Genomic DNA, 23,207 nt, shown 5'->3' with positions numbered 1-23,207 from the left:
CCCTGAGCCGCGCCGCCAGCGGTTCACGAGGCTCCCGTCACCCACACGCGTTGCGATTCACCCTTCAGGGTGACTCAAACGTCGGGCCCGGCGCGGCAGTCCGGGCCGGGCCCCGGCAGCGGCAACCGGGGCCGACCGTGCCAGCGGCAACCGAAGCCGACCGCGACCCGGTACTGACCGGGGGCCTCAGTGCCCTTCGGGGACCGCCGGATCGGCGATGTCGAGGGTCACCTTCGACAGCGGGCAGCCGACGCACGTCAGCACATAGCCCTCGGCCTTCTGCTCGCGGGTGAGGCAGGTGTGCTCGGGTTGCGCGACCTCTCCGCGACGAACGCGCACCATGCATTCGCCGCAGGTGCCGACCGTGCAGGAGTACGGCATGCGCAGTCCCGCGGCGAGACCGGCGTCGAGCAAGGTCTGGCCGGGCTCTACCACTGCGGCTCCGACGAGGTTTCCCTCCTCCTCGATTCTCATCTCCTGGGGTGCCGCCACGGCGGCAGGAGCGGCTGCGCCACCGCTGAAGCGTTCCCGGTGCATGCGCTCGTCCGGCACACCGAGCCCGTGCAAGACGTCCTGGACTGTGTCCATCAGCGCTTCAGGACCGCAGACATAGTGATGTGCGCTGTCGGACAGGGACAGGCCGGCCACCCACTGGCCGACGCCTTCGGCGTCGAGTCGCCCGTCGCGGGAGGTGAGGACGTGGGTGACCCCAAGCCGGTCTGGATACTCCTTCTCCATACGCGTCAACTCGTCGCCGAAGATGATGTCTTCGGGACTTCGGCTGCTGTAGAGCAGGTCGATTCTGTCGCCCGCCGCGGGATCCGGCAGGCGGGTTCGCATCATGCTCATCATGGGTGTGATGCCGCTCCCGGCCGCGATGAGCACGAGCTGACCAGGCGCCCGCACCCGGGTGTGGAACGTACCGGAGGGGCCGCGTACCGCGAGGCGGTCCCCGGCACGCAGGTCGCCGTGGGCGTGCGTGGAGAAGCGTCCGCCCTCCACATGCTTGACAGTGAGTTCCAGTCGGGTCGTGCCGGGGACCGAAGAGGCCGAGTAGGCGCGACGTACCTGGTGGCCCCCGATATCCGCGACCAGGGTGAAGAACTGCCCGGGGTGAAAGTCGAAGGGCTTGGACTCTCCCGCCGCGTCCTCGAGAACGAGGGTTCGGGCGGTGGGCGTCTCCTGGCGTATCTCGGAGATGCGCACGGGTCGCAGTGGGCTCTTGGCCGCCTCGCCGCGGGCGGCAGGGGGAGGGGCAGAGGCGCGGACATCCTCGTACCCCTCCTTGCGCAGTCCGGAAACGTAGGCGCGGTCGATGACCCTCCGCATCAGCCGGCTCACCCCTGGGACGGAGGTGATGCGCTTGATCAGCCATGCCGAAGCACGCCCGGAATCGGCCGAGTTGGCGGACAGGTGGGCGCTGCCCAGGGCCATCATGTCGGGTGCCTGACCGTGACCCGTCCGTCCGTCAGGCGTCCACAGGCGCGCACCGGACACAGCGTCGTTGCCGCTCACCTCGGCGTACTCCACGTCGATGAGGAGTGCGAGATGGGGTGGCACCCCGCGCAGCGCCATCGACTTCAGCAGCGTGGCGTCGTCGGTGATCGCGCCGCGTCCGTGGACGTGCAGTACGCCGCTGCGGCCGGGGACGAGCGCGGCAAGTGAAAGACGGTCGTCCTGCAGCAGGTTGTGAAGTGTGTCCGCGCGCTTGTTGCCCTTGCGGTCGGCGAGGAGAAGGGTTCGGCCGTCCACGACGCGAGCCACCGTCCGACGCTCGCCGCGCGGGCTGGTGTCACTCCCGCCGTCGGCGTCCCAGGTGGAGAGGGCCAGGAAGGGTGAGGCGGCCAGGAAGTCGCTCACACCGGGGCCGGTCAACGGGCCCTCGCCCGGTACTGGCTCGGTCACCCCGGAAGGTGAGGGCGGCTCCCAGAGGCCGGAGCGGATGACGGCCTGCGCGCAGTGCACGTACGCCTCCGTGATGTCCACGGCCGTTTCCCCGCCCTTGCGTACGGCTGCGGTGCCGTTGACGCGCAGCACTTCGCCCACGCCTGGCAGCAAGAAGAACAGCGAGACCGGGCCGGGCGCGACCGCCGGCCCGGGAGCGGTGAAGGAGAACCGCTTCGGGGAGTGGACGCGCGCGAACCCGGGCGCGCCGCCGACGAAGGTGGTCCGGGTGATGCCGTCGGCGTCGCGGTAACCGAAGGCCGCGACCGGGCTGTGGGCCAGGACGCTGCGGCAGCCCGCGTCGAGGACGCCGATCTGCTTGCGCCTGATCATCGCGGCTGGGCGGCCGACGACCGCCTCCACCTCTTCGACGGAGGAGAGCCGGTGCGGAGTGTCAGGTCGGAGTGTGGGCTGCTGCATGAGGGTTCCTCTCGGCCGAGGTGCCGCCGGATGTCGGTGACCAGCCGCGACTCGCCGGCCACCCACGCGCAGAGGAGGCAAGGCATCTATTGTTTCCGCAGGTCATGGCACTATTCTGAGTAAAAGCTCAACTCTTGGCTACTCGCTTTTCGTCGCCCGGAAGGACCATCGGATGACGTCCGCCGACCGTCGCCTCACCCCACGTCGCAAGCCTCGCCAGGTGCGCGCCGAACTCACCCGTGAGCGCGTCCTCACAGCCGCTGCTCACGTTTTCGCCGCGTACGGCTACGCCGCCGGCACCACCAACCGGATCGCCGAACACGCCCGCATGTCCATCGGCTCGCTCTACCAGTACTTCCCGAACAAGGACGCCATCCTCGCCGAGCTGCTGGTCCGCCACATCGACCGCGGTGCCTGGACGGCGGCGGAAGAACTGGACCTGGCCCCCGGCAGCTTGGAGGAGACGGTGCGGGCCCTGGTCCGCGACGCGATCGACCATCATCGCGACGACCCGCAACTCCTGCGGATCATGATCGAGGAGGCTCCGGTCTCCAGTGAACTGATCGAAGCGATCGACCGGCACGGCAAGGCACGGGTGAGTCAGGTGCGTGACGTGCTCGCCCGTCACCCGGACGTCCGGGTTCAGGACCTCGACGTGGCTGCGGAACTGGTCGTGGGGACGGTCGAGATGAATACCCACAGGATGATGGCGACCCCGCGGCCCGTGCCGGTCGACAGACTGGAGAAGGAACTGGTCGCCATGATCACGCGATACTTGTGCGGTGATCAGTAGCTGCCGGCAGCCCGATGCGGCAGACTCGGGTGTAGGGGCCTGTTCCAGTGGCTCTTTGCGAGGCCCACGTGCTTGCTGTGCCGATCTGGCTGTGGGGAGCGTTCGCCGCGACGGTCATCGTGTCGCTGGTGATAGATCTGCTGGCCCACCGCAGCGCACACGTCATCGGCTTCCGGGAAGCGGCCGCATGGAGCGGCCTGTGGGTGGGGCTCGCCCTCATCTTCGGTGGGGTCGTCTTCCTCGTGCTCGGCGGGACGGCGGGCACGGAGTACACCACCGCGTGGCTGCTGGAGAAGAGCCTTTCCGTCGACAACCTCTTCGTCTTCGCCCTGATCTTCGCCTACTTCAAGGTGCCCCGCGCCTATCAGCACCGCGTCCTGTTCTTCGGCGTCATCGGCGCCCTGGTATTCCGCGGCATCTTCCTCGCCGCCGGCGTCGCCGTGGTCAGCCGCTTCACCGCTGTCCTTTTCGTGTTCGCCGCCATTCTTTTCTACAGCGTCTACAAGATCCTCAAGGGTGAGGAGGAGAGCTTCGACCCGGGCAAGAGCTTCGCCGTCCGGCTGCTGCGCAAGGTCATCCCTGTCAGTGACACGTACGTAGGTACGAAGTTCTTCATCAAGGAGGCCGGCAAGCACGTGGCGACCCCGCTGCTCGCCGTCGTCGCCGCGATCGAGGCCGCCGACCTGATCTTCGCCGTGGACAGCGTGCCGGCCGTGCTCGCCGTCAGCGACGACGCCTTCATCGTCTACACCAGTAATGCCTTCGCCATCCTGGGCCTGCGCGCCCTGTACTTCATGCTCTCGGGGCTGCTGGACCGCTTCCATTATCTGAGCAAGGGCCTCGCGATCATCCTCGGGTTCATCGGCGTCAAGCTCATCCTCCAGGCATGCCACAAGCTGATCAGCGACTCCGTCCCGGAGATCCCGTCCCCGGTGAGTCTGGGCGTGATCGTCGTCGTTCTGGCGGCGTCCGTGGTGCTTAGCCTGCGAAGGCCCGCCGAAGCCGCGACTAATGAAAAAACAAAACAGAGGTAAAAGCTTTTCAAAAATCCGTCTCAGGCTTAGCGTAGAAGCATGACCATCAAAATGCGTGAAATGCAAAAGCGGGCCGCCAGCATCTGCCCGGCCTGCAAGCAGCCGGTCGCCAGTCAGATCAAACGGCACAAGACCCTCGGAGTCTTCGTCCCTCTCTGGGGCCCGGGTCCCTGCCGGAACCCCGACTGCGCAGAGTACGAACCTGCTCACCACAGACCACCGACCCGCACGTAACTCAACCGGCACACCGGGGCCGGGCCCAAGAATCATGCCCGTCGGGCAATCCGCCACCCGCTCGGCCACGGATTACGGGTGTCGGGTTCGTGAGGGACCCCGAACACGCGGACGCGGCCGGCGATATGAGCGCTCCCGGTGGAGTGCGAGGTGCCCAGACTCCTCCGCCCGGATGTTGCCGCCGGTCTCCTCCGCCAGGCACCTGCCGTACGACGCGCTGCGTACGGCAGGTGCCCTTTCTCGTGTCCGCGCCGCGCGCACGTTCCACCGCTCACCCTGCCGCGCCAAAAGCGGGACATGAAATGTGGGCCGGACCAATCTGAAGCGCCCTCGGCCACGGATCACTGGTGCAAGGTGACTCGTGCTGGAGGATCACGCGTGAAAGAAGTCGTGCACATCGGAACCCGATCGGCGCCGGTGCTCGATCTCCAGGAGCTGGTCGCCCGGGTGGCCCGCGGCGAGCAGGAGGCGTTCGCCGGTGTCTACGACGACGTGGCGACGGCTTCCGCGTCGAACCGGGGACCGGGAAGCATCGTGATCTAGCTTTTCGGTGTGCCCGATATTTCCGAAAGTTCCCCGCAGGCAGGCGATCCAGACGGTCCAGGCGATTCAAGGGCTCCAGGCGATTCAGGGGGTGACCCCGGCGGCACCCGCCCGCGCCCGCCCCACGGCGAGCACGGCCGACGGCCCGGCTGGCCCGAGCGATGGGAAGCCTTCAAGCAGTCCCCCTTCCTCCCGGCGACCGTGCTGGTGCTCATCCTGGCCGCGGCCGCCGGGCTCTTCGCGGGGTCGTACACGTACGCAATGGCCAATCCCACGCCTCGCCACGTGCCGACGGCGGTGGTCGGAGCGGAGCACGCGACGCGGGGCGAGGCGTTCCTGGCCGCGATGGACAAGGCCCTCGACGCCTCGGTCGAAGTCCACCGCTACGACAAGGTGGCCGGGGCTCGCGAGGCGGTCGAGCAGCAGGAGGTCTTCGCCATCCTCGATGTCCGCCCGGGCGGGCGCGTGGAATTCGACGTCTCCGGTGCTTCCGGCGCCTCTGTGGCCGAGCTGCTTGCCGAGACCGCGACGGAGGCCGGACGTGCCACCGGAGTGCCGGTGACCGTCCACGACCTCAAGCCCCTGCAGCCCGGGGACCCCCGCGGTCTGGCGATCTTCTACATCTCGCTGGCAGCGGTGATCATCGGCTTCGTGGGGGCCATCCAGATGAGCGTCCACGCCCGCGGGCTCAACCCCGCCGAGCGCATCGCGTTCACCCTCGCCTACGCCCTCCTCGGCGGGTTCGCGATCGCCGCCGTGGTCAACTGGTGGCTGGGCGCTGTCGACCTTCCCTTCGTCCAGTCGTGGCTCATCCTGAGCCTGACCATGTTCACGTCCGGGATGGTCTTCACGATGTTCAACGCCCTGGTCGGACGGTGGGCGATGATCCCGACGTGGGGCCTGATGGTGCTGCTGGGCAACCCGTCGTCGGGCGGAGCCGTGTCCTGGCCGCTGCTGCCCTCCGCGCTCGGGGCCATCGGACGCTGGCTGCCGCCGGGTGCCTCGATCAACGCCCAGCACACGGCCGTCTACTTCAGCGGCCACCAGCACGCCTTCCCCTACCTCGTCCTCGCGGCCTGGGCGTTGGTGGCCTGCGCCGTGTTCTGGGTGTGGCGCCACCGCCACCCCGGAGGACGCGAGAGCCGTCCCGCTCACGCGGCGACCTGAGGCATGGGAAGGCGCGACAGCTGTCGGTCGTGCCACTTGGAGAGCAGCAGCAGCGCGAGCGTGGCGCCGATCAGCGCGCAGAACATGTCCCACTGGGTGTCCCAGACATCGCCCTGCGTGGCCAGGAAGTCGGTCGCCGCGTTCCCGCCGATGACCGCGGCCGCCCACTCGAGCATTTCGAAGACGGCGCTGAAGGCCAGGCACGCGCAGACCGTGAGCGGCGCCAGCCAGCGGCTGCCGCGCAGCGGTGAGGTCCGGCTCAGCAACTCCCGTACCAGAACGGCCGGTACGAAGCCCTGCATCAGATGCCCGAAACGGTCGTACGGGTTCCGAGCCAGGCCGAAGCCGTCCCGCACCCAGTCGCCCAGCGGCACCCGGGCGTAGGTGTAGTGCCCGCCCAGCGCCAGTACCAGCGCGTGCGCCGCCAGCAGGCAGCACAGCAGCCCCGTCAGCGGAAAGCGCCGCCAGGTCAGAAAGGCCAACGGCAGCCCGACCAGGACCCACACCACTTCGAGGAGCCAGGTCATCCGGTCGTACGGGGCCCACGCGGAGACGGCGAGCCCCGCCACCACCACGGCGGCGCAGACGCGGGGGAGGACCGAGTGCGGAGTGGCCGGGTCCGCCGTATGACCGTGAGTGGCTGCGATGGGCGACATCAGGGCGCTCCTTCGTCTCGGCCCACCCATCGTGGCGGCGCCGGGACCAGGCGTCCTGAGTACGGCTACTCAACCTGAGTACGGCTGCTCAAGGGTCCTTGAACGTCTTCTAGGGCTGCCACTCGGGAGCGAGGATCGCCCAGACCTGCTTGTCGTGGCGGGTGCCCTCGTAGGGCCAGGACTGGCGGCGTACGCCTTCGAGCGTCATGCCGAGCCGCTTGGCCACCGCGGAGCTGCGCTCGTTGTCGGCCCGGCAGTGCCACTCGGCGCGGAAGAGTCCCCGGGTGGTGAACGCCCAGTCCAGCAAGGCGCGGCAGGCCAGGGTGACCACGCCGTGGCCCTCCGCGGCGGGCTCCAGCCAGCAGCCGATCTCGCAGGAGCCCGAGCCGGCGCTGAAGTCCGTGAACATCACGCCGCCGACGAGCGTGCCGTCGAGCCGGATGCCGTACAGCCGGGCGCCGTCCCCGGCCTGCCGCTCGGCGTACCGAAGCAGCGTGGCCCGTGCCCCGTCGAGATCGTCGGTCACGAACGCCGGACCCACCCACGGCCGGATGTGCTCGCGGGCCCGGTCCAGATGGGCGGCGAACTCCTCGGCGTGCCACGGCTCCAGCGGTTCGAGCCTTGCGTTGTCCCGCAGCGGGAGGGAGAACATGGTGACCCCATTCGCATAACAAGCGTTACGGTTATGTACCGTAGCAGCATGCCACGTACCAAGGGCGACCACGAAGCCCGGCGGCGGGACGTCTCCGAGGCGGTCTGGCGGGTGCTGGCCGCGCACGGTTTCGGCGGCCTGACGCTGCGCGCGGTCGCCGCCGAGCTCGGCGCGACCACCGGCCTGCTCACTCACTACTTCCCCGCCAAGCGAGATCTGGTGGCGTACGCCCTCGACCTGCTCGACCGGCGCAGCGCCTCCCGCCCGCGGCGCGCCGGGGGAGAGGGCCTGTCCGCGGTGCGGGCCGCCATGCTCGACGTCCTGCCGCTGACCGCCGAGGCCACCGACTCCAACCGGATCTGGGTGTCCTCCTGGGACACCGCGCTCACCGACCCCGCGCTCAGCGACGACTACGCCCGCAAGTACGCCCAGAGCCGCGACAAACTCCGCGACCTGATCGCCGCCGCACAGCAGCTCGGCGAACTGCCCGCCGGTGATCCCGCCCGCATCGCGGCCGGCGCCCAGTCCTTCCTGCTCGGCCTGGTGGTGCAGGCCCTGTTCGCCCCCGAGGCGTTCCCGCCCCATCGCCAGACCGAGCTGCTGGACGACTATCTGGCGTCGCTGGGTTCGCCGAGTTCGTCGAGTTCCCCGTCCTCGTCGGTAGGTTGATCGAAAGGGGTTGGGGATCACGGTGATGGTGGTGGACTGGCGGCGCCTGGAGGAGATTCCGGCCGGCGAGCGGGTGCGTCGGCCGTACGAGGAATCGGACCAGGTGGAGGACCTCGACGCGGGCTGGTTCTGGCCTGCGGGTGATCCGAGGCCGTGGTGGGGCGTATACGAGTCCCGCGGCACTGCTGCGGGGCTGGGCGAGGTTGCCATCGAGGCCGATCGGCGCGGGTGGGGTGTCATCGGCTTGCGCTGCTGAGCAGGTGAACGCGTGGGCCGGGCAACACAGTTGCCCGCGCATACTGGATGCGGTAGCAGCCGTGGCCCCGCTGCGCCTGACACGGCGGTGATCGGTGGGCTGCGGGACAACCACGCTCTGTACGACGCGCGTTCCGGGCATCGGTGGGACCTGTACGTCGCCGGGTACTACGCGTACGGAGAGCGCGAATACGACCCGCAGGGCATTCCCTTGCATGTGGACGTGGGGGACGAGCCAACCGGCTGGGACTACCGCTATGCGCAGGCCAACTGGTGGTTCAGTCCAAGGGAGTTCGTGGGGCCGGCGAGTGCGGTCGCGTCCGCGCACGCCGACTGCCTGGCCCGGGTCCCGATGTTGCGCGGCCGCCGCACCCCGTGGAAGTACTCCGGGCACCCCGAGCTCGTCAACGTCTGGGTCTCGGGCCGCACACCGGACTGGGAGTCACTGATCGCCCGGGAGGTCGGCGAGCAGGGACCGTCCGCGCTGAGCGCGATCGTGGAGTCGCACGCCGGCTGGCCGACGATCCGCTGCCGCGCGAGTACCAGCCGGGCACCCGCCCGCGGGCGGCGACGGAGGCGCTGCGCGCCGACTCGCTGCGCCGGGGGCTGTCCTGGGCGGTCGCGGGCGCCGCCGGAGGAGCGCTGTCGGCGGGGGCGACGGAGCTCGTCCAGAAGGTGATCCGGCTGCTGTGACGAGGCATCAGCCGGAGCCGTCGCGGGCGTCGTGCAGGAGTTCGTCGACGCGCCGCCGCGCGCGGCCGTGCCCGCGTTCTGCGAGGCGCCGGAACACCTCCACCGCCTCGGCCTGCCGCCCTTCGCCCGCCAGGTACTCGGCGGCGGCGTACAGCGCCTTGGTGTAGCCGCTCGCGGCGGAGCGCTCGTACAGCTCGACCGCCTCGTCCACGCGCCCGAGGCGCCGGGCGCAGGAGGCCGCGGGATACAGGGCGCGGTCCTCGCCGGCCTCGGCGAGCGCGCGCAGCCAGCTCAGTCCGTCCGCCGTGCGGCCGCCGTCCTGGAAGAGTCGTAGGGCTTGTTTGAGGGAGGTGCCGTCCCCGGCCTCCGCTCCTCGGCGGTGCAGCTCCAGCGCGTCGTCTACCTACCCGAAGTGCTCTAACGCCTTGGCCACACGCGGCCTTTCCACTTCGGCCGCGTACCTCTCGAGCAGCCAGTGACGCGCCGCGTTGTACCGCCCCGCTGCGAACAGCCGCTCGGAGGTCAGCAGGAACGCCGGCAGATCACCACTTTCGGCAGCGGCCTTGCCCTCGGCGATCTGCCGGTCGGCAGCCTCTCTGCGGGTGAGGAGGCCGGTGAGCGCCTCGCCCGCCGCCGGGTCGCCCGCGCGGATCGCGCGTGCGCACAGATGTACCGCGCGGTCTACGTGACCTCCCAGTCCGCCAGTCTCGCCGCGAGGCGGTAGGCCGTGGGGTGTCCGCCTTTGCCGAGGCGGAGCAGCCAGCGCACGGAGTTCTCGGTGCCGTGCACCCGGATGTCCGTGTCCGCGGACCGCTCCAGGGCTTGTTCGTCCCCGGCTTCCGCTGCCTGCCGGTACAGCGGCAAGGCCCTGGCGTCATCACCCGTCGAGGCCCACGCGTCCGCCGCGCACCGCAGGGCGGCCCCGGCCCGGCCTCCTCAGCGAGGAGTTCCATGAAGTCGGCCGTCCGCGACGAGCGCACTGGCAGAGTCCGGGCGATCTGCGTCACGACGGATGAGGCGTCCTTCCCGTATGGCCGACGCTCCTTGAGCCACGGCCCGCCGCACCAGGGATGAGCGCGCAGGCCGCCGCGCAGGGCTCGGCGGCGGAGGCGTTGTGCACGTCGTCCGCGCAGCGCCGGAACAGGACGGCGGCCGCGTCGTCGCGCCCGGCCCGGCGCAGGTGGTCACCGGCGGCCAGGAACGCTCTTGGATCACCGGCCTCCCCGGCCCGGGTGAAGCAGGGCACCGCGTCGTCGGCATGCCCCGCCCTGACCAGGACTCCTGCCGTGAGCCACCACGAGCGGAAGTCCCCGCCGGCCTCGGCCCGCCGCCCCAGCCACCCGACTGCCTCGTCGATGCGGCCGTCGGCCTCCAGCAGGTGGACCGCCCAGCGCAACGCGTCGACGTCGCCCGCGTCCGCGGCCGTCCGGTACACCGAGATCGCCAGGGCCGTCCGGCCCGCCTCGCGCGCTTCGTGTCCGGTCCAGCGCAGCAGGTCGAGCCGCCCTCCCCCGCGCCTGCGTGAACTCGGTGTGTCCCGAGGGCCGTTCGCTGTCACGAGTGTCCGCCCCGCCTGTGCCGGGTGCGGCGGGCTCATCGTCTCACCGTCATGACTGGGCGGCGTCGAGTGCAGTTCGCTGGGCGAGTGAGTCCTGGCTCGGTCTCTGCCCGCACGCCTCGTGGGCCCGGAATGCTCTGCCCGGCCTGGCGACGGTTCGGCGTGTGTCGGCTAGCTTGCAGGGACATGGCCGAGGAGAGTCACCGTACGCCGCGCGAGGAGACGACGTTGGAGCGGGCCGACCGGAATTTCGGCGAACTGCTCCAGGAGTTGCGGATCATCCAGACCGGCGTCCAGATCCTGTTCGCGTTCTTGCTGACGCTGGCCTTCACCGCCCGCTTCCCCACGCTCGACACGGCGCAGCGTGCGATGTACATCACGACGTTGCTGCTCGCGGTGCTGGCGGCGGCCCTGTTCACCGCGCCGGCCGCGCTGCACCGCACGCTGTTCCAGCGGGGGGCCAAGCCCGAGATCGTGCGGGTTTCCTCACGGCTGGCGGGGGCGGGCATGGGCGTGCTGATGCTGGCGCTCACCGGCTCTGTGCTGCTCGTCGTCGACGTGGTGCTCGGCCGCGTCGAGGGTGTGATCGCGGGCAGTGCGACGCTGTTGGTGTGCGGCGGACTGTGAGGGCTGTTGCCGCAACTCGTCGGGTGGCACGCCGCTCGGGCCGAGGCCCGAGCGGCGCTGGGGGCGGATACCGGATCAGGCCAAGACGCCGCTGACGGACGTCCCGTGGCTGATCGTTGAGGCGGATGCTTCAACGATGCGTTCACGACAGCGAGTTGGTGTCAGTGTGGGAGTTGTCAGTCTGGTCAGCCGCAGGCGCTACAGGCGCAGCACTTGCTCCGTGGTCGCCCTGTACTGGCGTAGCGCGAGCCGTAGTTCCTCTGTCTGCGCCTCGGTGTCCTGGCCCTGCCAGCCCGCACGCAGGACACGGCACCGCTCCGCGAGGGTTTCGGTCAGCTGCGTGACGGCTTCGTCGAGGACGCGGTCGGCTTCTTCCACGGCCTGGCGCGGGCTCTCCACGAAGGTGTTGAGGGCCTGCTGGAGCCGCATGGTGAGCTTGTCCCGTTCGCCTTGGGGGAGCAGTGCGGAGCCGGGAGTGCGGTCGGGATCGTTGGCGCCGAGGGCCGGTTCATGCGGTGTGCGAGCCGGTTCGGTGCGGGGCGGCTGCGCATCGTGTTGCTTCGCGAGATCCGGGCTCTCGCCCTTCGGCTGTTGTGCGCGTTCCTGGTCGTACATCATCGTCGCGTGCCACTTCCCTTCGCATGGCGCCGGCTCAGTGTCCACGGTGTGTGGCCGCGGGCGTCGGGGGACTGCGGGCGGAGCCGGTCCGGGTCGGCCGGTTGCTCGGTGACCAGGGCCTCGAAGAGGCTGCGGGCTTCGATCATTGCCTCCCGCATCTTCTCGGTGCCGTTCTGGCTCCGGGCGGCTGTGTGCAGGCTGCGGTAGCCATGGACGTAGTGCGCGTGGTGGACGGAGAGCGCGGCCAGCTGCTCCTCGAACTGCTCGCCGTCGGGGAAGCCACGGTCCCTGGCCAGGCGCGACAGCAGTGCGTCGGCCTCGATGACGGCCTTCTGCGGTGACTCGACGAACTGCTCCTGTACGGCGGTCCATTGGGCCAGGTAGTGCTCGCGGGCCTCGGGTGACAGCGGCTGCTCCTTGAGGGATCCGTGTCGCTTCACGCGCGCGCCGAGCTCCCGCTCGGCCGCCCGGGCATCGCCTTCGTGGTGTGCGACGACACGGTCGTACTCGGGCCCGAAGCGGCGCTTCAGCTCGCGACCGCCACCGCCCCGGGCTCGTCCACGCCCGACGAAGAAGAGGGCGGCTGCCGCAACGACAAGCACGACGATGACGACGACGGTGATCATGGCTTTCCTCCTTGGGCCTTGATCCGATGGTCGCTCTGGTTCATTTCCATCAATCCCTGTCGGCTCACTCAGTGTTGAGGCCGGCCGGTTGGTGCCCACGCGACGTGGGCACCAACCAGGGTGCTCGTGGTCAGCGCTTGAAAGCGCCCTTGGCCTTGTCGCCGGACTGCTTCAGATCTCCGGAGATCCGGTCGGTCATGCCTTGCCTCCGCAGCCGCCTGTTGCGGGTGGTCCTGCCGAGGCGTTCCGTGACCCGGCCGGTGAAAGCCTGTGCCTTGTGCCTGATCGTTCGTCCCACGCTCATGGCTGTCCTCTGATCGTCCGACGGGTGGATTAGCCGTGGCTGCGGCCGAACCGGCGCCTGCCACCGCCGCCGCGCCCGCGCATCACGAAGCCGACGAGCCAGAGGGCCAGAAGTGCAACCGCGACGTACCACAGGATCTGCATGGTGAAGCCGAACCCGAAGATCACCAGGATCAGCAGAAGGAGAAGCATCCACAGGATCATCGCCGGGCCTCCAGATCGCGGAGAGTGTTCCTGGATTCCGCGGGGTCCGGGCGAAGCGGGAAGGTGGAATGCCTCGCCGGAACGATCCGGAGCGGCATGGCCCTACGCCGTGCTGTCAGTCAACGCCCAGCAACTTCCCTTGTCAACGGCCTTTGGACGCTGAGGGGTTGTGGGGGCGCCGCCGTGTCCGCTGGGGCAATCGGAGCCTCGACGGGAGGCCCGGCCGACTCGGCCGGCGGCAGGACGTGGTCCTCCCACCAGGACAGGCCCATGACGGTGGCGAGCAGGACGAAGGGGGCCGAGGCCGGGACGATCAGCGCGTACATGCGTACCGCCTGGGGTCAGAAGTGTGCGACGCGGCGGGCAGCGGATCGTTGCCCGCATGGAGCGCATCGAGGCCGCGCCGGGATCACCTGGCGAGGGGCGGGTGCGGGAGCGGCCGCGCTCGTGACGCGGCGGGTTCCGGCAGCGATGCGCACGGTGCGCCCCCTGGGAGCGCGAGGACTGTTCGGCGCTGCCGGGGACTGGGGCGGCACGGTGGACGCTAGCCCTCGCTGCATTTCCTGAACAGATGTCAAGCGGCCATCCACGTCGGGCAGTACACGGTGGCGCCGGACGGTATCCGCAGCCTTCGGCCAGGACTACGCTGCAGGGTGAGGCCCCAGTCCCCGGCAGCGACGCCCCATTCCGCCCCCGGGAGCCCACCGTGTTGGTCCTGCTGATCATCCTCCTCATGGCCCTGCTCGGGCTCGGCTTCCTCAACGCCTTGTGGTGGGTGGCCGCAGCCGTGGTGGTCTTCGGGCTCCTCCACCACGGCCGAGGCGGTACCGGGAGCCGGGGGCGTGGGAACGCATCCGACTATCGGGACTACCGCGACTACCGGGATCGCCAGGATCGCTGGGACCGCCGCTACCGACACCAGCGCCGAGGGCGCTGGAACCGCCAGGACCGCAGGGACCACGAACACCACAGGTGATCTGGGGACTGCCCAGTCGCCGCGTTGTGAGGTGGGCGCCATGCACCAAGCGGCCACGGCCTACGGTGGACAGCGGCCGTTGACGGTCGCGGCTTTGGCGGGGGACGCGGCTCTTGTCGCCGAGATACTCAAACTGCGCGCGGAGAACGATCAGTTGAGCACAGCACTGTCGAGCCGAGCGGTGATCGACCAGGCGCGCGGCATGATCATGGCCTTGGCGCCCTGTTCCAGCGACAGGGCCTGGGGCCTGCTGGTGGACGTGTCGCAGCATTGCAACGTCAAGCTCCGGGACGTGGCTGTGGCCCTGGTCGACACGACTCGGGACGAGCCGCTCCCCGAGCAGATCCAACGCGAGCTGGGCCGCGCGCTGAAGCGCCTCAACGACCGGTAGTGATCCTTTGCGCGCTGCGGGCGGCACCGGAAGATGTGATCCCAGTGGTCACATGCTGTGGCGGGCAGGGAGCGGCAGGCTGGTGTGCGCGGTGCCCGACGCGCCGGAGGGCGCTGTGGTGGGCGTCGCGGTGGCGGCACTGAGGGCAAGGAGTGCGACGTCGTCGGCCGGCCCGGCGGCGAACGAGTCGAGAAGCACGGTGAGGTCGTCGATGATCGCGGCGGCGCCGAGGGCGCGGTTGGTGGCGGCATGGTGGGTCAGGTGGGCGGCCAGGCTCTCCTCGCCGAACCGCGCGCCCCGGGAGGTACGGGCCTCGATGAGCCCGTCGCTGTAGAGGAACAGCGCCTGGCCGGGCAGGAGCCGGACGGGTCGGGAGGTGAAGTCCGCCTGGCGCAGGGCGCCGACGAGCATTCCACCGGGCAGGCTCACCGGTTCGGCTCGGGCGAGAGCCTGGGAAGGCCCGTCGCGGCGGGCCGGGTGCAGGCGGTAGGCAGGGAGGTGACCGCCACCGGTCAAGGTGATGGCGAAGCCGCCTGCGGGGTGGGGGACGAGGGTGCCGAAGATCAGGGTGCAGAAGCGGCTGCCGTCTGCCGACTCCGACAGCAGAGCGGCGTTCAGCGCCCGCAGCACGGCACACGGGTCCGGCTGCAGCAGGGCGGTGGAGCGCAGGGTGTAGCGGATCAGCGAGGTGAGTGCGGCGGCGGGGGCGCCCCGGCCGCTGACGTCGCCGAGGAAGAACGCCCACCGCCCGGTGCCGAGGGGGAAGACGTCGTAGAAGTCGCCGCCGACGTCGCGGACCGAGGCGGTGGTGTAGTGGCAGGCCGCCTCGAGACCCGGCACCTCGGGAAGGGCCGGCGGGAGCAGAGTGCGTTGCAGGGTGGCGGCGTACGCGGCGATCTCCGCCCGGTCCCGCTCGGCGCGCTCCCGTGCCGCGTGCTCGACCACCACCAGCTCCCGCTCCACCCGCAGCATGCGCAGCGCGGTCAGACGCAGCTCCAGCTCGTCCATGACCAGTGCGGCCAGGTCGGCCAGGGCACCGGCCTGCTCGGGCGTGGTGCGGCGTGGCCGGGTGTCCATGACGTCGACGGTGCCCAGACGGTGGCCGTCACGGGTGACGATCGGGGCGGCGGCGTAGAACCGAGCCCGTGTCTCACCGGTCACCAAGGTGTGGTCGCGGGCGAGGGGGTCCTGGAGGGTGTCGGGGACGACCAGGGGCCCGTCGGTGAGGATCGCCGAGGTGGAAAGACCCGGGTCCCGGCCGACCTGAGTGACTCCTGCCAGGCCGTAGGCGGCCTTGAACCACACGCGGTCGGTGTCCACGATCGTCACCGTCGCCACCGGGACGTCGAAGAGGCGGGCGGCCAGCGCGGCGATCCGGTCGAACGCCCCGTCGGGCGGGGTGTCCAGGATGTCGTAACGACGCACCGCTGCGATCCGCCGCGCCTCCTGCTCCGGCGACACCTCCACACGCGCCTCCACGCCTCCACACACTCCGCGTCCAGCCGGCGCGGTCGGCTATTCGGGCCGCTGGGTCCGGGCGTTGTGCGCGAGTCCGCGGGCGTGCTCGTGCGGATGGACGACGGTCAGCGCCTCCGCTTCGGCGACCAGCATGTCGAATCCCGGCAGCCGGCGGCCTTCCGCCTGCCGGCGGTCGAGTCGGCGCAGACGCACCGCGTCCATGGCGGACGGCTCCGAGCTGTCGGGTTCATGCGGGTGCTGTGGAGTACGCATGAGGTGCCTCGGTTCAGGAGACCGGGTGGACGTGCAGGACAGGCATCGTGGCCACCTGGCAATGTGCCGCCGGGGTCTGGGACGTCTCCCCGCAGCATAGTCCCGGACCGGCACGGCATCGTCGTTCCCTTGGCGGGCCACGAGATCACTGCGATGCAGGGAGGTAGATGGTGAGTGCGCGAACCCTCTTGTCGATGACCAGGGCGTCGCAGGCGGGGCCCACTTCGCCGTCGCGGGTGTAGTCGCCGGTCTTTCCCACGCCGTCGATGCGCAGGCGGGTCACGGTGGTTTCCTGGTAGACGCGGGAGCGGGAGAGGGTCCCGGTGAGGAAGGCCGCGACGAGGCGGGTGCGGGCGAAGGGGTGTTTTCCGTCGACGACGCGGAGGTCGAGGAGTCCGTCGTCGAGCGTGGGGCGGTAGGAGGGGGCGAAGCCGGGAGGGTCGTAGCGGCTGTTGCCGGCGAAGAGTAGCCACAGCTGCCGGGGCTGTCCGTCGAGGGTGACGTCGATGGGGGCGCCGTCGGCCAGGACGTGGAGCAGGCCGAGAGCGAGGGCGGGCCATTTCCCGAGGGACGTCTCGCGGGCTTCGCGGGCCCGGACGAGTTCGGGGTAGACGCCGATGCTGAAGGTGTTCAGGAAGTAGGTACTGGTGCCGTCGCCGGTGATCCGGCCGAGGTCGACGGTTCCGCCGCAGCCCGCCTCGATGGCGTCGGCCGTGTTCCTCAGGGTCGGCAGTCCGAGGTCGGCCGCGAAGTGGTTGAGGGTGCCGCCGGGGAACACCGCGAGCGGCAGGCGGCTGTCGGCCGCCAGCACGGCCGCCGCGTTGGCCGTGCCATCGCCCCCGACCACCCCGAGCGCACCACCGCGCGCCTGTACCTGTGCGGCGGCCTGCCGGAGCACGGTGTCCAGGTCCTCGCCCGCTTCGCAGAGCCGCACGTCTGCTTTCGGCAGGAGAGTACGCAGTTCGACTTCGGCCGGGACCTCGCCGCCGGCGTCGCTGTTGACGACCACCACCAGCCCCTTGCCTGAGGGAAGGGCGGGAACAGGGAGTTTCGGCCGGGCGCTGTCGGCGGGCTCGTCGCGGTGCAGCGGCCACCAGCGGCAGGTGGCCGCCGCGATCCCCGCGCCGAGTGCGACATCGACCAGAACGCGGCCGGGGGAGTGCGCGCCTGAGCGGACGCGGGCGGCGGCGACGCCGGCCGCGACGGGGAGGAGGAAGGGTGCCAGCCGCGGCGACTCCAAGGTTGCGGCCGTCGCGAACGCGGCGGTGCCGGAAGTCCGCCGGGACGAGGACACGTCACTCGGCGGACGGCGCAGAGGCCGACGACTGTCGAGCGCCTTGGTGGTGGCACGGATGGCGGCGGCGGCCAGGGCGAGCGAGCCGGTGCCGCGCAAGACTGCCCGGCGTGTACTGCGGTTGCCGGTCAGGACCTTCGCGGCCGAGGAGGCGAGCTTCGTGCGTTCGCCGAGACGCGGTTCCTGGGTTCGCATGTCGGCCGAGTACCCCTGGTGGCGGTGAACAGACTGCTTCGCGTACGAGGCGTCACGTCGACTTGCGGGGCACTCGGGGGCCAGGACGCGCATCGCGCGCCCCATGGCCGTGGGGAGGACCTCGTGATGTCGTCTCAAGCACAGGAGAGGGGTCGCGGTGCGGGTTCTGCCGCGCACGCCGCCAAGGAGGAGGCGCTGACCGCCGCGGGCCGGGCGGGATTCATGGCGCGCGGCACGGTGTTCGCGGCGGCCGGCATCTTCATCCTGATCGCAGCCGTCCAGTTCGACGCGGACGAGGCCAAGGGGGTGGACGCCACGCTCCGCAGCTTCACGCATCGAGCGCTGCTGGACCTGACCGTCTCTTCGTGGCACGAGTCAGGACGCCAGACCGGCGAGGGGTTCGGTGTCGTCGATGAGGGCGCGGGCCACGTCGGACAGGCGGCGGTTGTGGGCGCGGGCGTAGCTGCGCAGGGCGGTGAACGCCTGTTCCATGTCGATGTTGTGGCGTTCGGCGAGTTTGCCCTTGGCCTGTTCGATCAGTACGCGGCTGTTCAGTGCGGTCTGCAGTTGCTCGTTGAGGACCGTGGAGCGGTGGGTGGACCGTTGTTGGAGGAGGCTGATGGTGGCGACGTCGGCCAGGGCCTGCGCGATGGGTGTGCCGACGGGATCGAAGGGGCCAGGAGCGGTTCGGAAGAGGTTGAGGGCGCCGACGACTTCGTCCCGTAGCCGCATCGGCAGGGCCTGGACCGCGCCGAACCCGTGGAGCCGGGCCTGCGCGGCGAAGCGGGGCCAGCGGGCGGTCTCCGTGAGCAGGTCGGGCACCGTCACCGGGGAGCCCGCGCGAAAGCATTCCAGACAGGGACCCTCGTCGTTCTGGATCTGGAAGAGCTCCAGCAGGCGCACCTGTTCGTCGGAGGCGGCCATCACGCGGAGTTCGCCGTCCCGGTCCGCGAGCAGCACTCCGGCGGCGCTCGCCCCGAGCATCCCCACGCAGCGGTCGGTCAGCAGGCGCAGGAAGTCGATCAGGTCGAAGTCGGCGACCAACGTGTCCGCCAACTCGACGAAGGTCTTGGCCAGGAGTCGCTCATTCATCGTCAACACCCTTTGTGGAGACTGGTCCTGTTATGGAGACTGGTCCTGCGGGAACGGGGCGGGAAGTGCGGCGCATCGTGTGCTCCTCGGGCCGGGCATCGTGTGCTCCTCGGGCAGGGCGGGGGCGTCAGGGATCTTCGTCGGTCCGGGTCGGCTCCGCGTCCGGGGAGAAGCGGAGCCGACGGGCGACCACGTCGGCGGACACCACGGTGAGCCGGAGCCCCTGGGCATAGGCGTAGGCGCGCAGCCGGATGAAGGCTTCTTCGATACCGACGCCGAGCTGAACGGTGAGTATGCCGGTGGCCTGGGAGATTTCTGCCCGGTACTCGCCCAGGTCCTCCATGTGCCCTTTCGGCGCGCCGTCACCGGCTGGCCCACCCGTCTCGTCGATCTGTGCGTCGAGCAGGACCAGCGTCGCGAGATCGGCGAAGGCCATTGCGTCGGCGAGCTCCTCCGTGTCCAACTGGACCGGGACCTGGGCGTACAGGTCCAGAACCCCGGGGCTGATCGCGCCGTTCAGCAGAGGGAGCGCGAAGACCGCGAGGGCACCGGCCTCCAGGGCCGCATCGGCGAACACGGGCCAGCAGTCCTGCAGTTCACCGCTCCGCAGGTCGGGCACGAGAACGGCCACGCCGTGCGTGAAGGCATCCACGCACGGCCCCTCGCCCAGCGTGAGCTGCAGTTCCTCCAACCGCTCGCTGATGTCATCGGTACTGCACAGCGGGTAGCTCGCCCTGGTCCGGGACATCGCTGAAAGGCCGGCCCCACCGACCGGCAGCGCGGCCACCGCCGCGGTGCACACGTCCACCACCCCGACCCCGGCACCCCGCCGGGCCGCCTGCTCGGCGACCAGCACACGGATCCGCGACGAGCGGCTGGTGGGCATCACCCGGGCCACCGGGTCCAGGCGTGCTGGGCCAGTCCCTCCAGCCTCGCCACGGTCCGTTCTCCGAGGGGAAGCACCAGCACACGGAACATCGTGGCGCCGGTCGGCCTCCACGCCTCTCCGATGTCCTGCCAGCCCCAGGCCCGGAAGGCGGCGAGGGCCGGACGATCGGCCTGATCCACCAAGGTGGTGCCGAGCGACGCCTGGTGGTCGCTCAGCAGGCGCTCCTGCAGACGGCGGGCCAGGTCGTACTCCTGCGGGTGCGGGCGGACCAGGATGTTGGTGATGGCGAAGACCCTGTCGGACTCGGTGAGTTGCTCGATGCTGCGCGGCAGCTCACCGTCGAAGCCGAGCCACCAGAAGCCGTCACTGCGCACCGGGAATCCGAAGGCGCATCCCACCAGGCCGTCCGTCTCCGCGATCACCATGGCGAACCCCGGCCGACGGACGTCACCGGTGAGACGGTTCAGGAAGTCCTCTCGGCTGTGGCTGCGGTAGCCCTCGCCCGGCTCCGTCTCGCAGGACTCCACGTACAGATCCGCCAGATCCTGGCGCAAGTCCTCCACCAGCCAGCGGTTCACCCGACGCAGTGGCACCGCGCCGGGGGTGAACGACTCGTCGAGTGCGGGCTTCTGCGGCTGCTCCGGCCGGGGCCGGGCCGTCACAGCACACCGGCTGCGACAGCAGGAGCGAGCCGATGCAATGTCTCGAAACACGCCACAGGGACGGGAACCGGGGCTAGGGAGGGGATGCGCCGGCGGGGCGCCGGCCCTGGAACGGCCGACAGCCCCATGAGTACGAAGCCGCAACCGGCCAGGTCGATCATTCGAGCCAGCATGGGCGGCGGGTGGTGCAGCCGCAGCGTTCCCCCAGCCGCCGCTGAGTGCAGGAACGCCTCGATGAAGGCGTTGAGACCGCAGCAGTCGCAGAAGGTGACAGGGGTGAGGTCCACGTCGATGGTGCGCACGCCGTCCTGGAGGCACCGTTCCAGCGCCGCACGCATCAGCGGCACCGTCTCCAGATCGATCTCACCGGCCAGGGTGATCAGAGCCCGGGTCTGCCTGTCGTGCCGGTAGATGTTCAACTGTGGTAGGGGCATGACGCCTCAGTTCCAGAGACCCGCCGGGCAGCGCCACGGGGAGGAGCCGGACTCCCGGCTCCTTTCGGGACGCTCCCGACAGCGGCATACGTTCGGCGGAGACGCGAACAGGCGGTCCAGCGATCTGTCCACCAGGACAACAGGACAAGGGAACCGCCCAGTTCCCTCCAAGGGATGCACCGGGTGACCGGACGAACAGGTCCGCTCCCCGCAGCCATCCGTGTTGAGCAACAACAGGTCCGCCGGGGTCCAGGACGTCCGCTCCTCAGGATACATGTCGGGTGTGCCAGAAGGTGGTTGGAGACTGGTACGAAATCCCCCGACGAAGAGAAGGGGTGCTGCACATGAGCGCTTCAGAGGTCATCGCACTTGTGGCAGTCGTACTCAGTCCGGTGTCCGCGTTGGCGGGAGTTTGGCTGTCTGCCCGGCTCTCGGAGCGAGGGCGTCATGAGGCACAGCAGGAGCACGTACGCCAAGAGGCGATGACCGGGCTGGGAACCTTCGCGGCACTGGCCGTCGACGCGAACCCCACCCTGGTCGCCACGGGTCAGTTGAAGGAGTACGGCTCGCCGAGGGACGCTGTCAAGGGCCTCTACGAGCGGTGGCTCACAGCCCGAGAGCCACTCATGCTCCTCTGGGTGTCGCATCCCTCTGCGGAAGTGCGGGACCTCGCATTCTCTACGCAGGCTCAGCTTGAGATGGTCCTTCGGCGGACCGAGGAGACGCTGGAAAGGCCGGCCGAGCTTCCGCGCGCCTCCTACGACAGAGCGCTGGCCGACATGACAGCACTGGGGCAGTTGATCTCTCCGAAACCCGTGGGGCGAGGGAACACCGGATGACACCCGGATGAGGCGCCAGGTCGCCACGCAGGTGAGCAACCCCCGCTGTTCCGTGGCCGGTTCGCGTCCTGTTCATCCCCCGTGATCCTCCCGAAAGATGGGGGCTTGCCAGGAAAGTGCACCTGTCGAGTGAGGAATCCGCGATGGCCGGGAATGCGAATGGCAGCACGACACCGCAGCAGGGCCCCGAGGGCCGGAGCCCCGAGGAGATCACGGCGCTGCTCGCCGGGGCCGCCGACCCGGAGCAGCGGCTGGCCGTCCACCAGGATCTCTATCCGGACGTGACCAACCTGGCCACGGCGGAGAACGTGCTGGTCTATCCATCGCTGCGGGACAACGTCTTTGACAGGCTAGGCGTCCTCGAGCAGAAGGACGTCAAGTACGCCCCTTCGTACGGCAGTCCGGAGATCCGCCACAACGTCGCGGAAATGCTACGCCCGATGCTCTCCCCGGACCTGAAGAGCGAGGACATCTTCGGCACGTCGGGCGCTTCGGCTGCCCTGGAGTGTCTGGCCTTCGCGCTCAAGGGCGGCGGGATCCTGCGGAGCGGCGACCGGGTGCTGCTGCCCGCCCCCTACTGGCAGGGCTTCAACTGGTGTTTCGAGCAACGGCCCGAACTGGTCACCGTTCCCGTCCATCTCCAGGAGAGGGGCAAGGAGAACTTCGAGCTCACCCTGGCAGATCTGCAACACGCCTACCGGACCCAGCCGGAGCCGCCGAAGCTGCTCGTCCTCACCAACCCCAACAACCCGCTGGGCGACAATTACAGCAAGGACCTGCTGGAGAGCATCTACCGATGGGTGCTCAACGAGACGGGCATGCACATCATCTCCGACGAGATCTACGCCCACTCCCAGCTCGCCGGGGCCCGGCCGGAGTTCGTCAGCGCCCTGGGACTGGACGCCTACCGGAACAACCCGGAGGCGAAGAACCGGGTCCACGTCGTATGGGGATTCGCCAAGGACTTCGGGATGTCGGGCTTCAAGGCCGGAGTCGTGATCTCCAAGTCGCCGGTGGTCCATGAGGCCATGCAGGGCGTCAAGGACAAGCAGAACTCCTTCTCCTGGTTCAGCCCGTTCGACTCGCTCAAGCACTTCGTCATCGGGAAGATGCTGGAGACCACCAGCGAGGGCAAGAGCTATCCGGTCGAGTTGATGAAGCAGTACCGGGGCTGGCTGACGACCGCGTACCAGGACACCCGCCGTGCCCTCGATGACGGCGGGGTCCCGTACCGCTACCGCGAGGGGCAGAACGCGGCGCAGTTCTTCTGGCTCGACCTGCGCGCCTACCTGCCGCCGGCGGGTACGGCCGTGATCCCGCCGGAGATCGGGCCGCACTTTCCGCAACTCGACCGCGTACCGGAGCCGTTCTCCGAGAGGAGCACGGAGGCCGAGAAGCAGGGAACGGTCGCCCTGCCCATCCTCTTCCCGGACATCTCCAGCGAGGAGGAGTGGCTGCGCTGGTACGTCGCCACGTACGCCCAGGTGCAGCTGCTCCCGGGGCAACTCCTGTCGTGCGCCGAGCCGGGCTACTTCCGGCTGTGCTACACGGCCGTCGACACCGCCGAAGTCATCGCGTCGGTACGGAGGATCGCCGACCTCCTGGCTCCATGGGCGAACGGCGGCCGCTGAATCGTCCACCGGTATCAGGCGCTCCAAGCCTCACGGCGCGCCGGACAGGCCCCAGGGCGGTCGCGGAGGGCTGGTTC

28 protein-coding genes and 1 pseudogene are annotated in these 23,207 nt (G+C 69.8%); 12 read left to right on the top strand and 17 right to left on the bottom strand.

The window, feature by feature from the left end; translation table 11 throughout:
- Positions 1–186 precede the first annotated feature (186 nt).
- Positions 187–2,364, bottom strand: coding sequence for a 2Fe-2S iron-sulfur cluster-binding protein (locus IEY91_RS17260; RefSeq protein ID WP_189174650.1), 2,178 nt, complete (start codon positions 2,362–2,364; stop codon positions 187–189).
- A gap of 172 nt (positions 2,365–2,536) precedes the next feature.
- Here IEY91_RS17260 and IEY91_RS17255 point away from each other — a divergent pair, with 172 nt between their 5' ends.
- From IEY91_RS17255 to IEY91_RS17240, 4 genes are all read left to right on the top strand, one after another.
- On the top strand, positions 2,537–3,157 hold the full coding sequence (locus IEY91_RS17255; RefSeq protein ID WP_189174649.1) for a TetR/AcrR family transcriptional regulator: 621 nt from the start codon (positions 2,537–2,539) through the stop codon (positions 3,155–3,157).
- Positions 3,158–3,225: 68 nt separating this feature from the next.
- Positions 3,226–4,191, top strand: coding sequence for a TerC family protein (locus tag IEY91_RS17250; RefSeq protein WP_189174648.1), 966 nt, complete (start codon positions 3,226–3,228; stop codon positions 4,189–4,191).
- A gap of 612 nt (positions 4,192–4,803) precedes the next feature.
- Positions 4,804–4,968 (top strand): sigma-70 family RNA polymerase sigma factor, encoded by a 165-nt coding sequence (locus IEY91_RS17245; RefSeq protein ID WP_164327745.1) that lies wholly within the window; start codon positions 4,804–4,806, stop codon positions 4,966–4,968.
- Positions 4,969–4,977: 9 nt separating this feature from the next.
- Complete coding sequence (locus IEY91_RS17240) at positions 4,978–6,135, top strand: ABC-2 transporter permease (RefSeq protein WP_373287965.1); 1,158 nt, start codon at positions 4,978–4,980, stop codon at positions 6,133–6,135.
- Here IEY91_RS17240 and IEY91_RS17235 read toward each other — a convergent pair.
- Together IEY91_RS17235 and IEY91_RS17230 are read right to left on the bottom strand one after the other, a co-directional pair.
- Positions 6,120–6,791, bottom strand: a complete 672-nt coding sequence (locus tag IEY91_RS17235; protein ID WP_189174647.1) for a DUF2238 domain-containing protein — start codon at positions 6,789–6,791, stop codon at positions 6,120–6,122. The two genes, IEY91_RS17240 and IEY91_RS17235, sit on opposite strands and share 16 nt — an antisense overlap.
- 109 nt (positions 6,792–6,900) lie before the next feature.
- Complete coding sequence (locus IEY91_RS17230) at positions 6,901–7,443, bottom strand: GNAT family N-acetyltransferase (protein WP_189174646.1); 543 nt, start codon at positions 7,441–7,443, stop codon at positions 6,901–6,903.
- A gap of 48 nt (positions 7,444–7,491) precedes the next feature.
- Between IEY91_RS17230 and IEY91_RS17225 the strand changes: the two genes are divergently transcribed.
- From IEY91_RS17225 to IEY91_RS17215, 3 genes are all read left to right on the top strand, one after another.
- Positions 7,492–8,112 carry a TetR/AcrR family transcriptional regulator gene (locus tag IEY91_RS17225; RefSeq protein WP_189174645.1) on the top strand — a complete coding sequence of 207 codons (621 nt, stop codon included), beginning with the start codon at positions 7,492–7,494 and terminating at the stop codon, positions 8,110–8,112.
- A 25-nt stretch (positions 8,113–8,137) separates the two neighbouring features.
- The gene (locus IEY91_RS17220) at positions 8,138–8,368 is read left to right on the top strand and encodes a hypothetical protein (RefSeq protein WP_189174644.1); all 231 of its coding nucleotides are present in this window, start codon (positions 8,138–8,140) and stop codon (positions 8,366–8,368) included.
- A gap of 87 nt (positions 8,369–8,455) precedes the next feature.
- Positions 8,456–9,046 (top strand): hypothetical protein, encoded by a 591-nt coding sequence (locus IEY91_RS17215; protein ID WP_189174643.1) that lies wholly within the window; start codon positions 8,456–8,458, stop codon positions 9,044–9,046.
- A 21-nt stretch (positions 9,047–9,067) separates the two neighbouring features.
- On the opposite strand, the gene IEY91_RS17210 is transcribed toward IEY91_RS17215, so the two are convergent.
- The 3 genes from IEY91_RS17210 to IEY91_RS17200 form a co-directional block, all read right to left on the bottom strand.
- Entirely contained in the window at positions 9,068–9,271 is a 204-nt protein-coding gene (locus IEY91_RS17210) for a hypothetical protein (protein WP_189174642.1), read from the bottom strand.
- Between the two features lie 470 nt (positions 9,272–9,741).
- Complete coding sequence (locus tag IEY91_RS17205; protein ID WP_229697032.1) at positions 9,742–9,924, bottom strand: hypothetical protein; 183 nt, start codon at positions 9,922–9,924, stop codon at positions 9,742–9,744.
- Between the two features lie 139 nt (positions 9,925–10,063).
- Positions 10,064–10,657: a tetratricopeptide repeat protein gene (locus IEY91_RS17200; protein ID WP_189174641.1), complete on the bottom strand. Its 594-nt coding sequence runs from the start codon at positions 10,655–10,657 to the stop codon at positions 10,064–10,066.
- Between the two features lie 147 nt (positions 10,658–10,804).
- On the opposite strand from IEY91_RS17200, the pseudogene IEY91_RS17195 reads away from it, so the two are divergent.
- Positions 10,805–11,242 (top strand): annotated as a pseudogene (locus IEY91_RS17195) (DUF6328 family protein); the annotation flags it as partial.
- A gap of 201 nt (positions 11,243–11,443) precedes the next feature.
- Here the strand turns inward: IEY91_RS17195 and IEY91_RS17190 are convergent.
- The 4 genes from IEY91_RS17190 to IEY91_RS17175 form a co-directional block, all read right to left on the bottom strand.
- Complete coding sequence (locus IEY91_RS17190; protein ID WP_189174640.1) at positions 11,444–11,863, bottom strand: hypothetical protein; 420 nt, start codon at positions 11,861–11,863, stop codon at positions 11,444–11,446.
- On the bottom strand, positions 11,860–12,489 hold the full coding sequence (locus IEY91_RS17185; protein WP_189174639.1) for a hypothetical protein: 630 nt from the start codon (positions 12,487–12,489) through the stop codon (positions 11,860–11,862). Before IEY91_RS17185 ends, IEY91_RS17190 begins: the two co-directional genes overlap by 4 nt.
- Before the next feature lie 130 nt (positions 12,490–12,619).
- Entirely contained in the window at positions 12,620–12,793 is a 174-nt protein-coding gene (locus tag IEY91_RS17180) for a CsbD family protein (protein WP_189174638.1), read from the bottom strand.
- Positions 12,794–12,822: 29 nt separating this feature from the next.
- Positions 12,823–12,984 carry a hydrophobic protein gene (locus tag IEY91_RS17175; protein ID WP_229697031.1) on the bottom strand — a complete coding sequence of 54 codons (162 nt, stop codon included), beginning with the start codon at positions 12,982–12,984 and terminating at the stop codon, positions 12,823–12,825.
- 718 nt (positions 12,985–13,702) lie between these two features.
- Between IEY91_RS17175 and IEY91_RS17170 the strand changes: the two genes are divergently transcribed.
- On the top strand, positions 13,703–13,972 hold the full coding sequence (locus tag IEY91_RS17170; RefSeq protein WP_189174636.1) for a hypothetical protein: 270 nt from the start codon (positions 13,703–13,705) through the stop codon (positions 13,970–13,972).
- Positions 13,973–14,012: 40 nt separating this feature from the next.
- Positions 14,013–14,363 (top strand): ANTAR domain-containing protein, encoded by a 351-nt coding sequence (locus IEY91_RS17165; protein ID WP_189174635.1) that lies wholly within the window; start codon positions 14,013–14,015, stop codon positions 14,361–14,363.
- Between the two features lie 48 nt (positions 14,364–14,411).
- On the opposite strand, the gene IEY91_RS17160 is transcribed toward IEY91_RS17165, so the two are convergent.
- The 7 genes from IEY91_RS17160 to IEY91_RS17130 form a co-directional block, all read right to left on the bottom strand.
- Complete coding sequence (locus IEY91_RS17160; protein ID WP_229697030.1) at positions 14,412–15,842, bottom strand: PP2C family protein-serine/threonine phosphatase; 1,431 nt, start codon at positions 15,840–15,842, stop codon at positions 14,412–14,414.
- 36 nt (positions 15,843–15,878) lie between these two features.
- Positions 15,879–16,094, bottom strand: a complete 216-nt coding sequence (locus tag IEY91_RS17155; RefSeq protein WP_189174634.1) for a hypothetical protein — start codon at positions 16,092–16,094, stop codon at positions 15,879–15,881.
- 145 nt (positions 16,095–16,239) lie between these two features.
- The gene (locus tag IEY91_RS17150; RefSeq protein ID WP_189174633.1) at positions 16,240–17,583 is read right to left on the bottom strand and encodes a diacylglycerol/lipid kinase family protein; all 1,344 of its coding nucleotides are present in this window, start codon (positions 17,581–17,583) and stop codon (positions 16,240–16,242) included.
- Between the two features lie 375 nt (positions 17,584–17,958).
- The gene (locus IEY91_RS17145; RefSeq protein WP_189174632.1) at positions 17,959–18,675 is read right to left on the bottom strand and encodes a GAF and ANTAR domain-containing protein; all 717 of its coding nucleotides are present in this window, start codon (positions 18,673–18,675) and stop codon (positions 17,959–17,961) included.
- A 127-nt stretch (positions 18,676–18,802) separates the two neighbouring features.
- Positions 18,803–19,561 carry a GAF and ANTAR domain-containing protein gene (locus IEY91_RS17140; protein ID WP_189174827.1) on the bottom strand — a complete coding sequence of 253 codons (759 nt, stop codon included), beginning with the start codon at positions 19,559–19,561 and terminating at the stop codon, positions 18,803–18,805.
- Entirely contained in the window at positions 19,561–20,226 is a 666-nt protein-coding gene (locus IEY91_RS41830; protein ID WP_229697029.1) for a hypothetical protein, read from the bottom strand. Before IEY91_RS41830 ends, IEY91_RS17140 begins: the two co-directional genes overlap by 1 nt.
- Positions 20,223–20,645: an STAS domain-containing protein gene (locus IEY91_RS17130; protein ID WP_306309901.1), complete on the bottom strand. Its 423-nt coding sequence runs from the start codon at positions 20,643–20,645 to the stop codon at positions 20,223–20,225. The genes IEY91_RS41830 and IEY91_RS17130 overlap by 4 nt, the downstream gene beginning before the upstream one ends.
- A 359-nt stretch (positions 20,646–21,004) precedes the next feature.
- Between IEY91_RS17130 and IEY91_RS17125 the strand changes: the two genes are divergently transcribed.
- Positions 21,005–21,499 (top strand): hypothetical protein, encoded by a 495-nt coding sequence (locus tag IEY91_RS17125; protein WP_189174630.1) that lies wholly within the window; start codon positions 21,005–21,007, stop codon positions 21,497–21,499.
- 143 nt (positions 21,500–21,642) lie between these two features.
- Positions 21,643–23,130 carry a pyridoxal phosphate-dependent aminotransferase gene (locus tag IEY91_RS17120; RefSeq protein WP_189174629.1) on the top strand — a complete coding sequence of 496 codons (1,488 nt, stop codon included), beginning with the start codon at positions 21,643–21,645 and terminating at the stop codon, positions 23,128–23,130.
- Positions 23,131–23,207 lie beyond the last annotated feature (77 nt).

It is taken from the genome of Streptomyces lasiicapitis, from assembly GCF_014646335.1.
GTDB classification, from domain to species: Bacteria; Actinomycetota; Actinomycetes; order Streptomycetales; family Streptomycetaceae; genus Streptomyces; species Streptomyces lasiicapitis.
This window is presented reverse-complemented; position numbering and strand designations above follow the sequence as displayed.

Bases quoted from the DNA above. Each gene is read 5' to 3' on its own strand.
- IEY91_RS17120 (WP_189174629.1), top strand. From the start codon at position 21,643: ATGGCCGGGAATGCGAATGGCAGCACGACACCGCAGCAGGGCCCCGAG.
- IEY91_RS17165 (WP_189174635.1), top strand. From the start codon at position 14,013: ATGCACCAAGCGGCCACGGCCTACGGTGGACAGCGGCCGTTGACGGTC.
- IEY91_RS17180 (WP_189174638.1), bottom strand. From the start codon at position 12,793: ATGAGCGTGGGACGAACGATCAGGCACAAGGCACAGGCTTTCACCGGC.
- IEY91_RS17235 (WP_189174647.1), bottom strand. From the start codon at position 6,791: ATGTCGCCCATCGCAGCCACTCACGGTCATACGGCGGACCCGGCCACT.
- IEY91_RS17230 (WP_189174646.1), bottom strand. From the start codon at position 7,443: ATGTTCTCCCTCCCGCTGCGGGACAACGCAAGGCTCGAACCGCTGGAG.
- IEY91_RS17225 (WP_189174645.1), top strand. From the start codon at position 7,492: ATGCCACGTACCAAGGGCGACCACGAAGCCCGGCGGCGGGACGTCTCC.
- IEY91_RS17145 (WP_189174632.1), bottom strand. From the start codon at position 18,675: ATGAATGAGCGACTCCTGGCCAAGACCTTCGTCGAGTTGGCGGACACG.
- IEY91_RS17200 (WP_189174641.1), bottom strand. From the start codon at position 10,657: ATGAGCCCGCCGCACCCGGCACAGGCGGGGCGGACACTCGTGACAGCG.
- IEY91_RS17220 (WP_189174644.1), top strand. From the start codon at position 8,138: ATGGTGGTGGACTGGCGGCGCCTGGAGGAGATTCCGGCCGGCGAGCGG.
- IEY91_RS17185 (WP_189174639.1), bottom strand. From the start codon at position 12,489: ATGATCACCGTCGTCGTCATCGTCGTGCTTGTCGTTGCGGCAGCCGCC.
- IEY91_RS17140 (WP_189174827.1), bottom strand. From the start codon at position 19,561: ATGCCCACCAGCCGCTCGTCGCGGATCCGTGTGCTGGTCGCCGAGCAG.
- IEY91_RS17260 (WP_189174650.1), bottom strand. From the start codon at position 2,364: ATGCAGCAGCCCACACTCCGACCTGACACTCCGCACCGGCTCTCCTCC.
- IEY91_RS17155 (WP_189174634.1), bottom strand. From the start codon at position 16,094: ATGCGTACTCCACAGCACCCGCATGAACCCGACAGCTCGGAGCCGTCC.
- IEY91_RS17255 (WP_189174649.1), top strand. From the start codon at position 2,537: ATGACGTCCGCCGACCGTCGCCTCACCCCACGTCGCAAGCCTCGCCAG.
- IEY91_RS17190 (WP_189174640.1), bottom strand. From the start codon at position 11,863: ATGATGTACGACCAGGAACGCGCACAACAGCCGAAGGGCGAGAGCCCG.
- IEY91_RS17150 (WP_189174633.1), bottom strand. From the start codon at position 17,583: ATGCGAACCCAGGAACCGCGTCTCGGCGAACGCACGAAGCTCGCCTCC.
- IEY91_RS17125 (WP_189174630.1), top strand. From the start codon at position 21,005: ATGAGCGCTTCAGAGGTCATCGCACTTGTGGCAGTCGTACTCAGTCCG.
- IEY91_RS17175 (WP_229697031.1), bottom strand. From the start codon at position 12,984: ATGCTTCTCCTTCTGCTGATCCTGGTGATCTTCGGGTTCGGCTTCACC.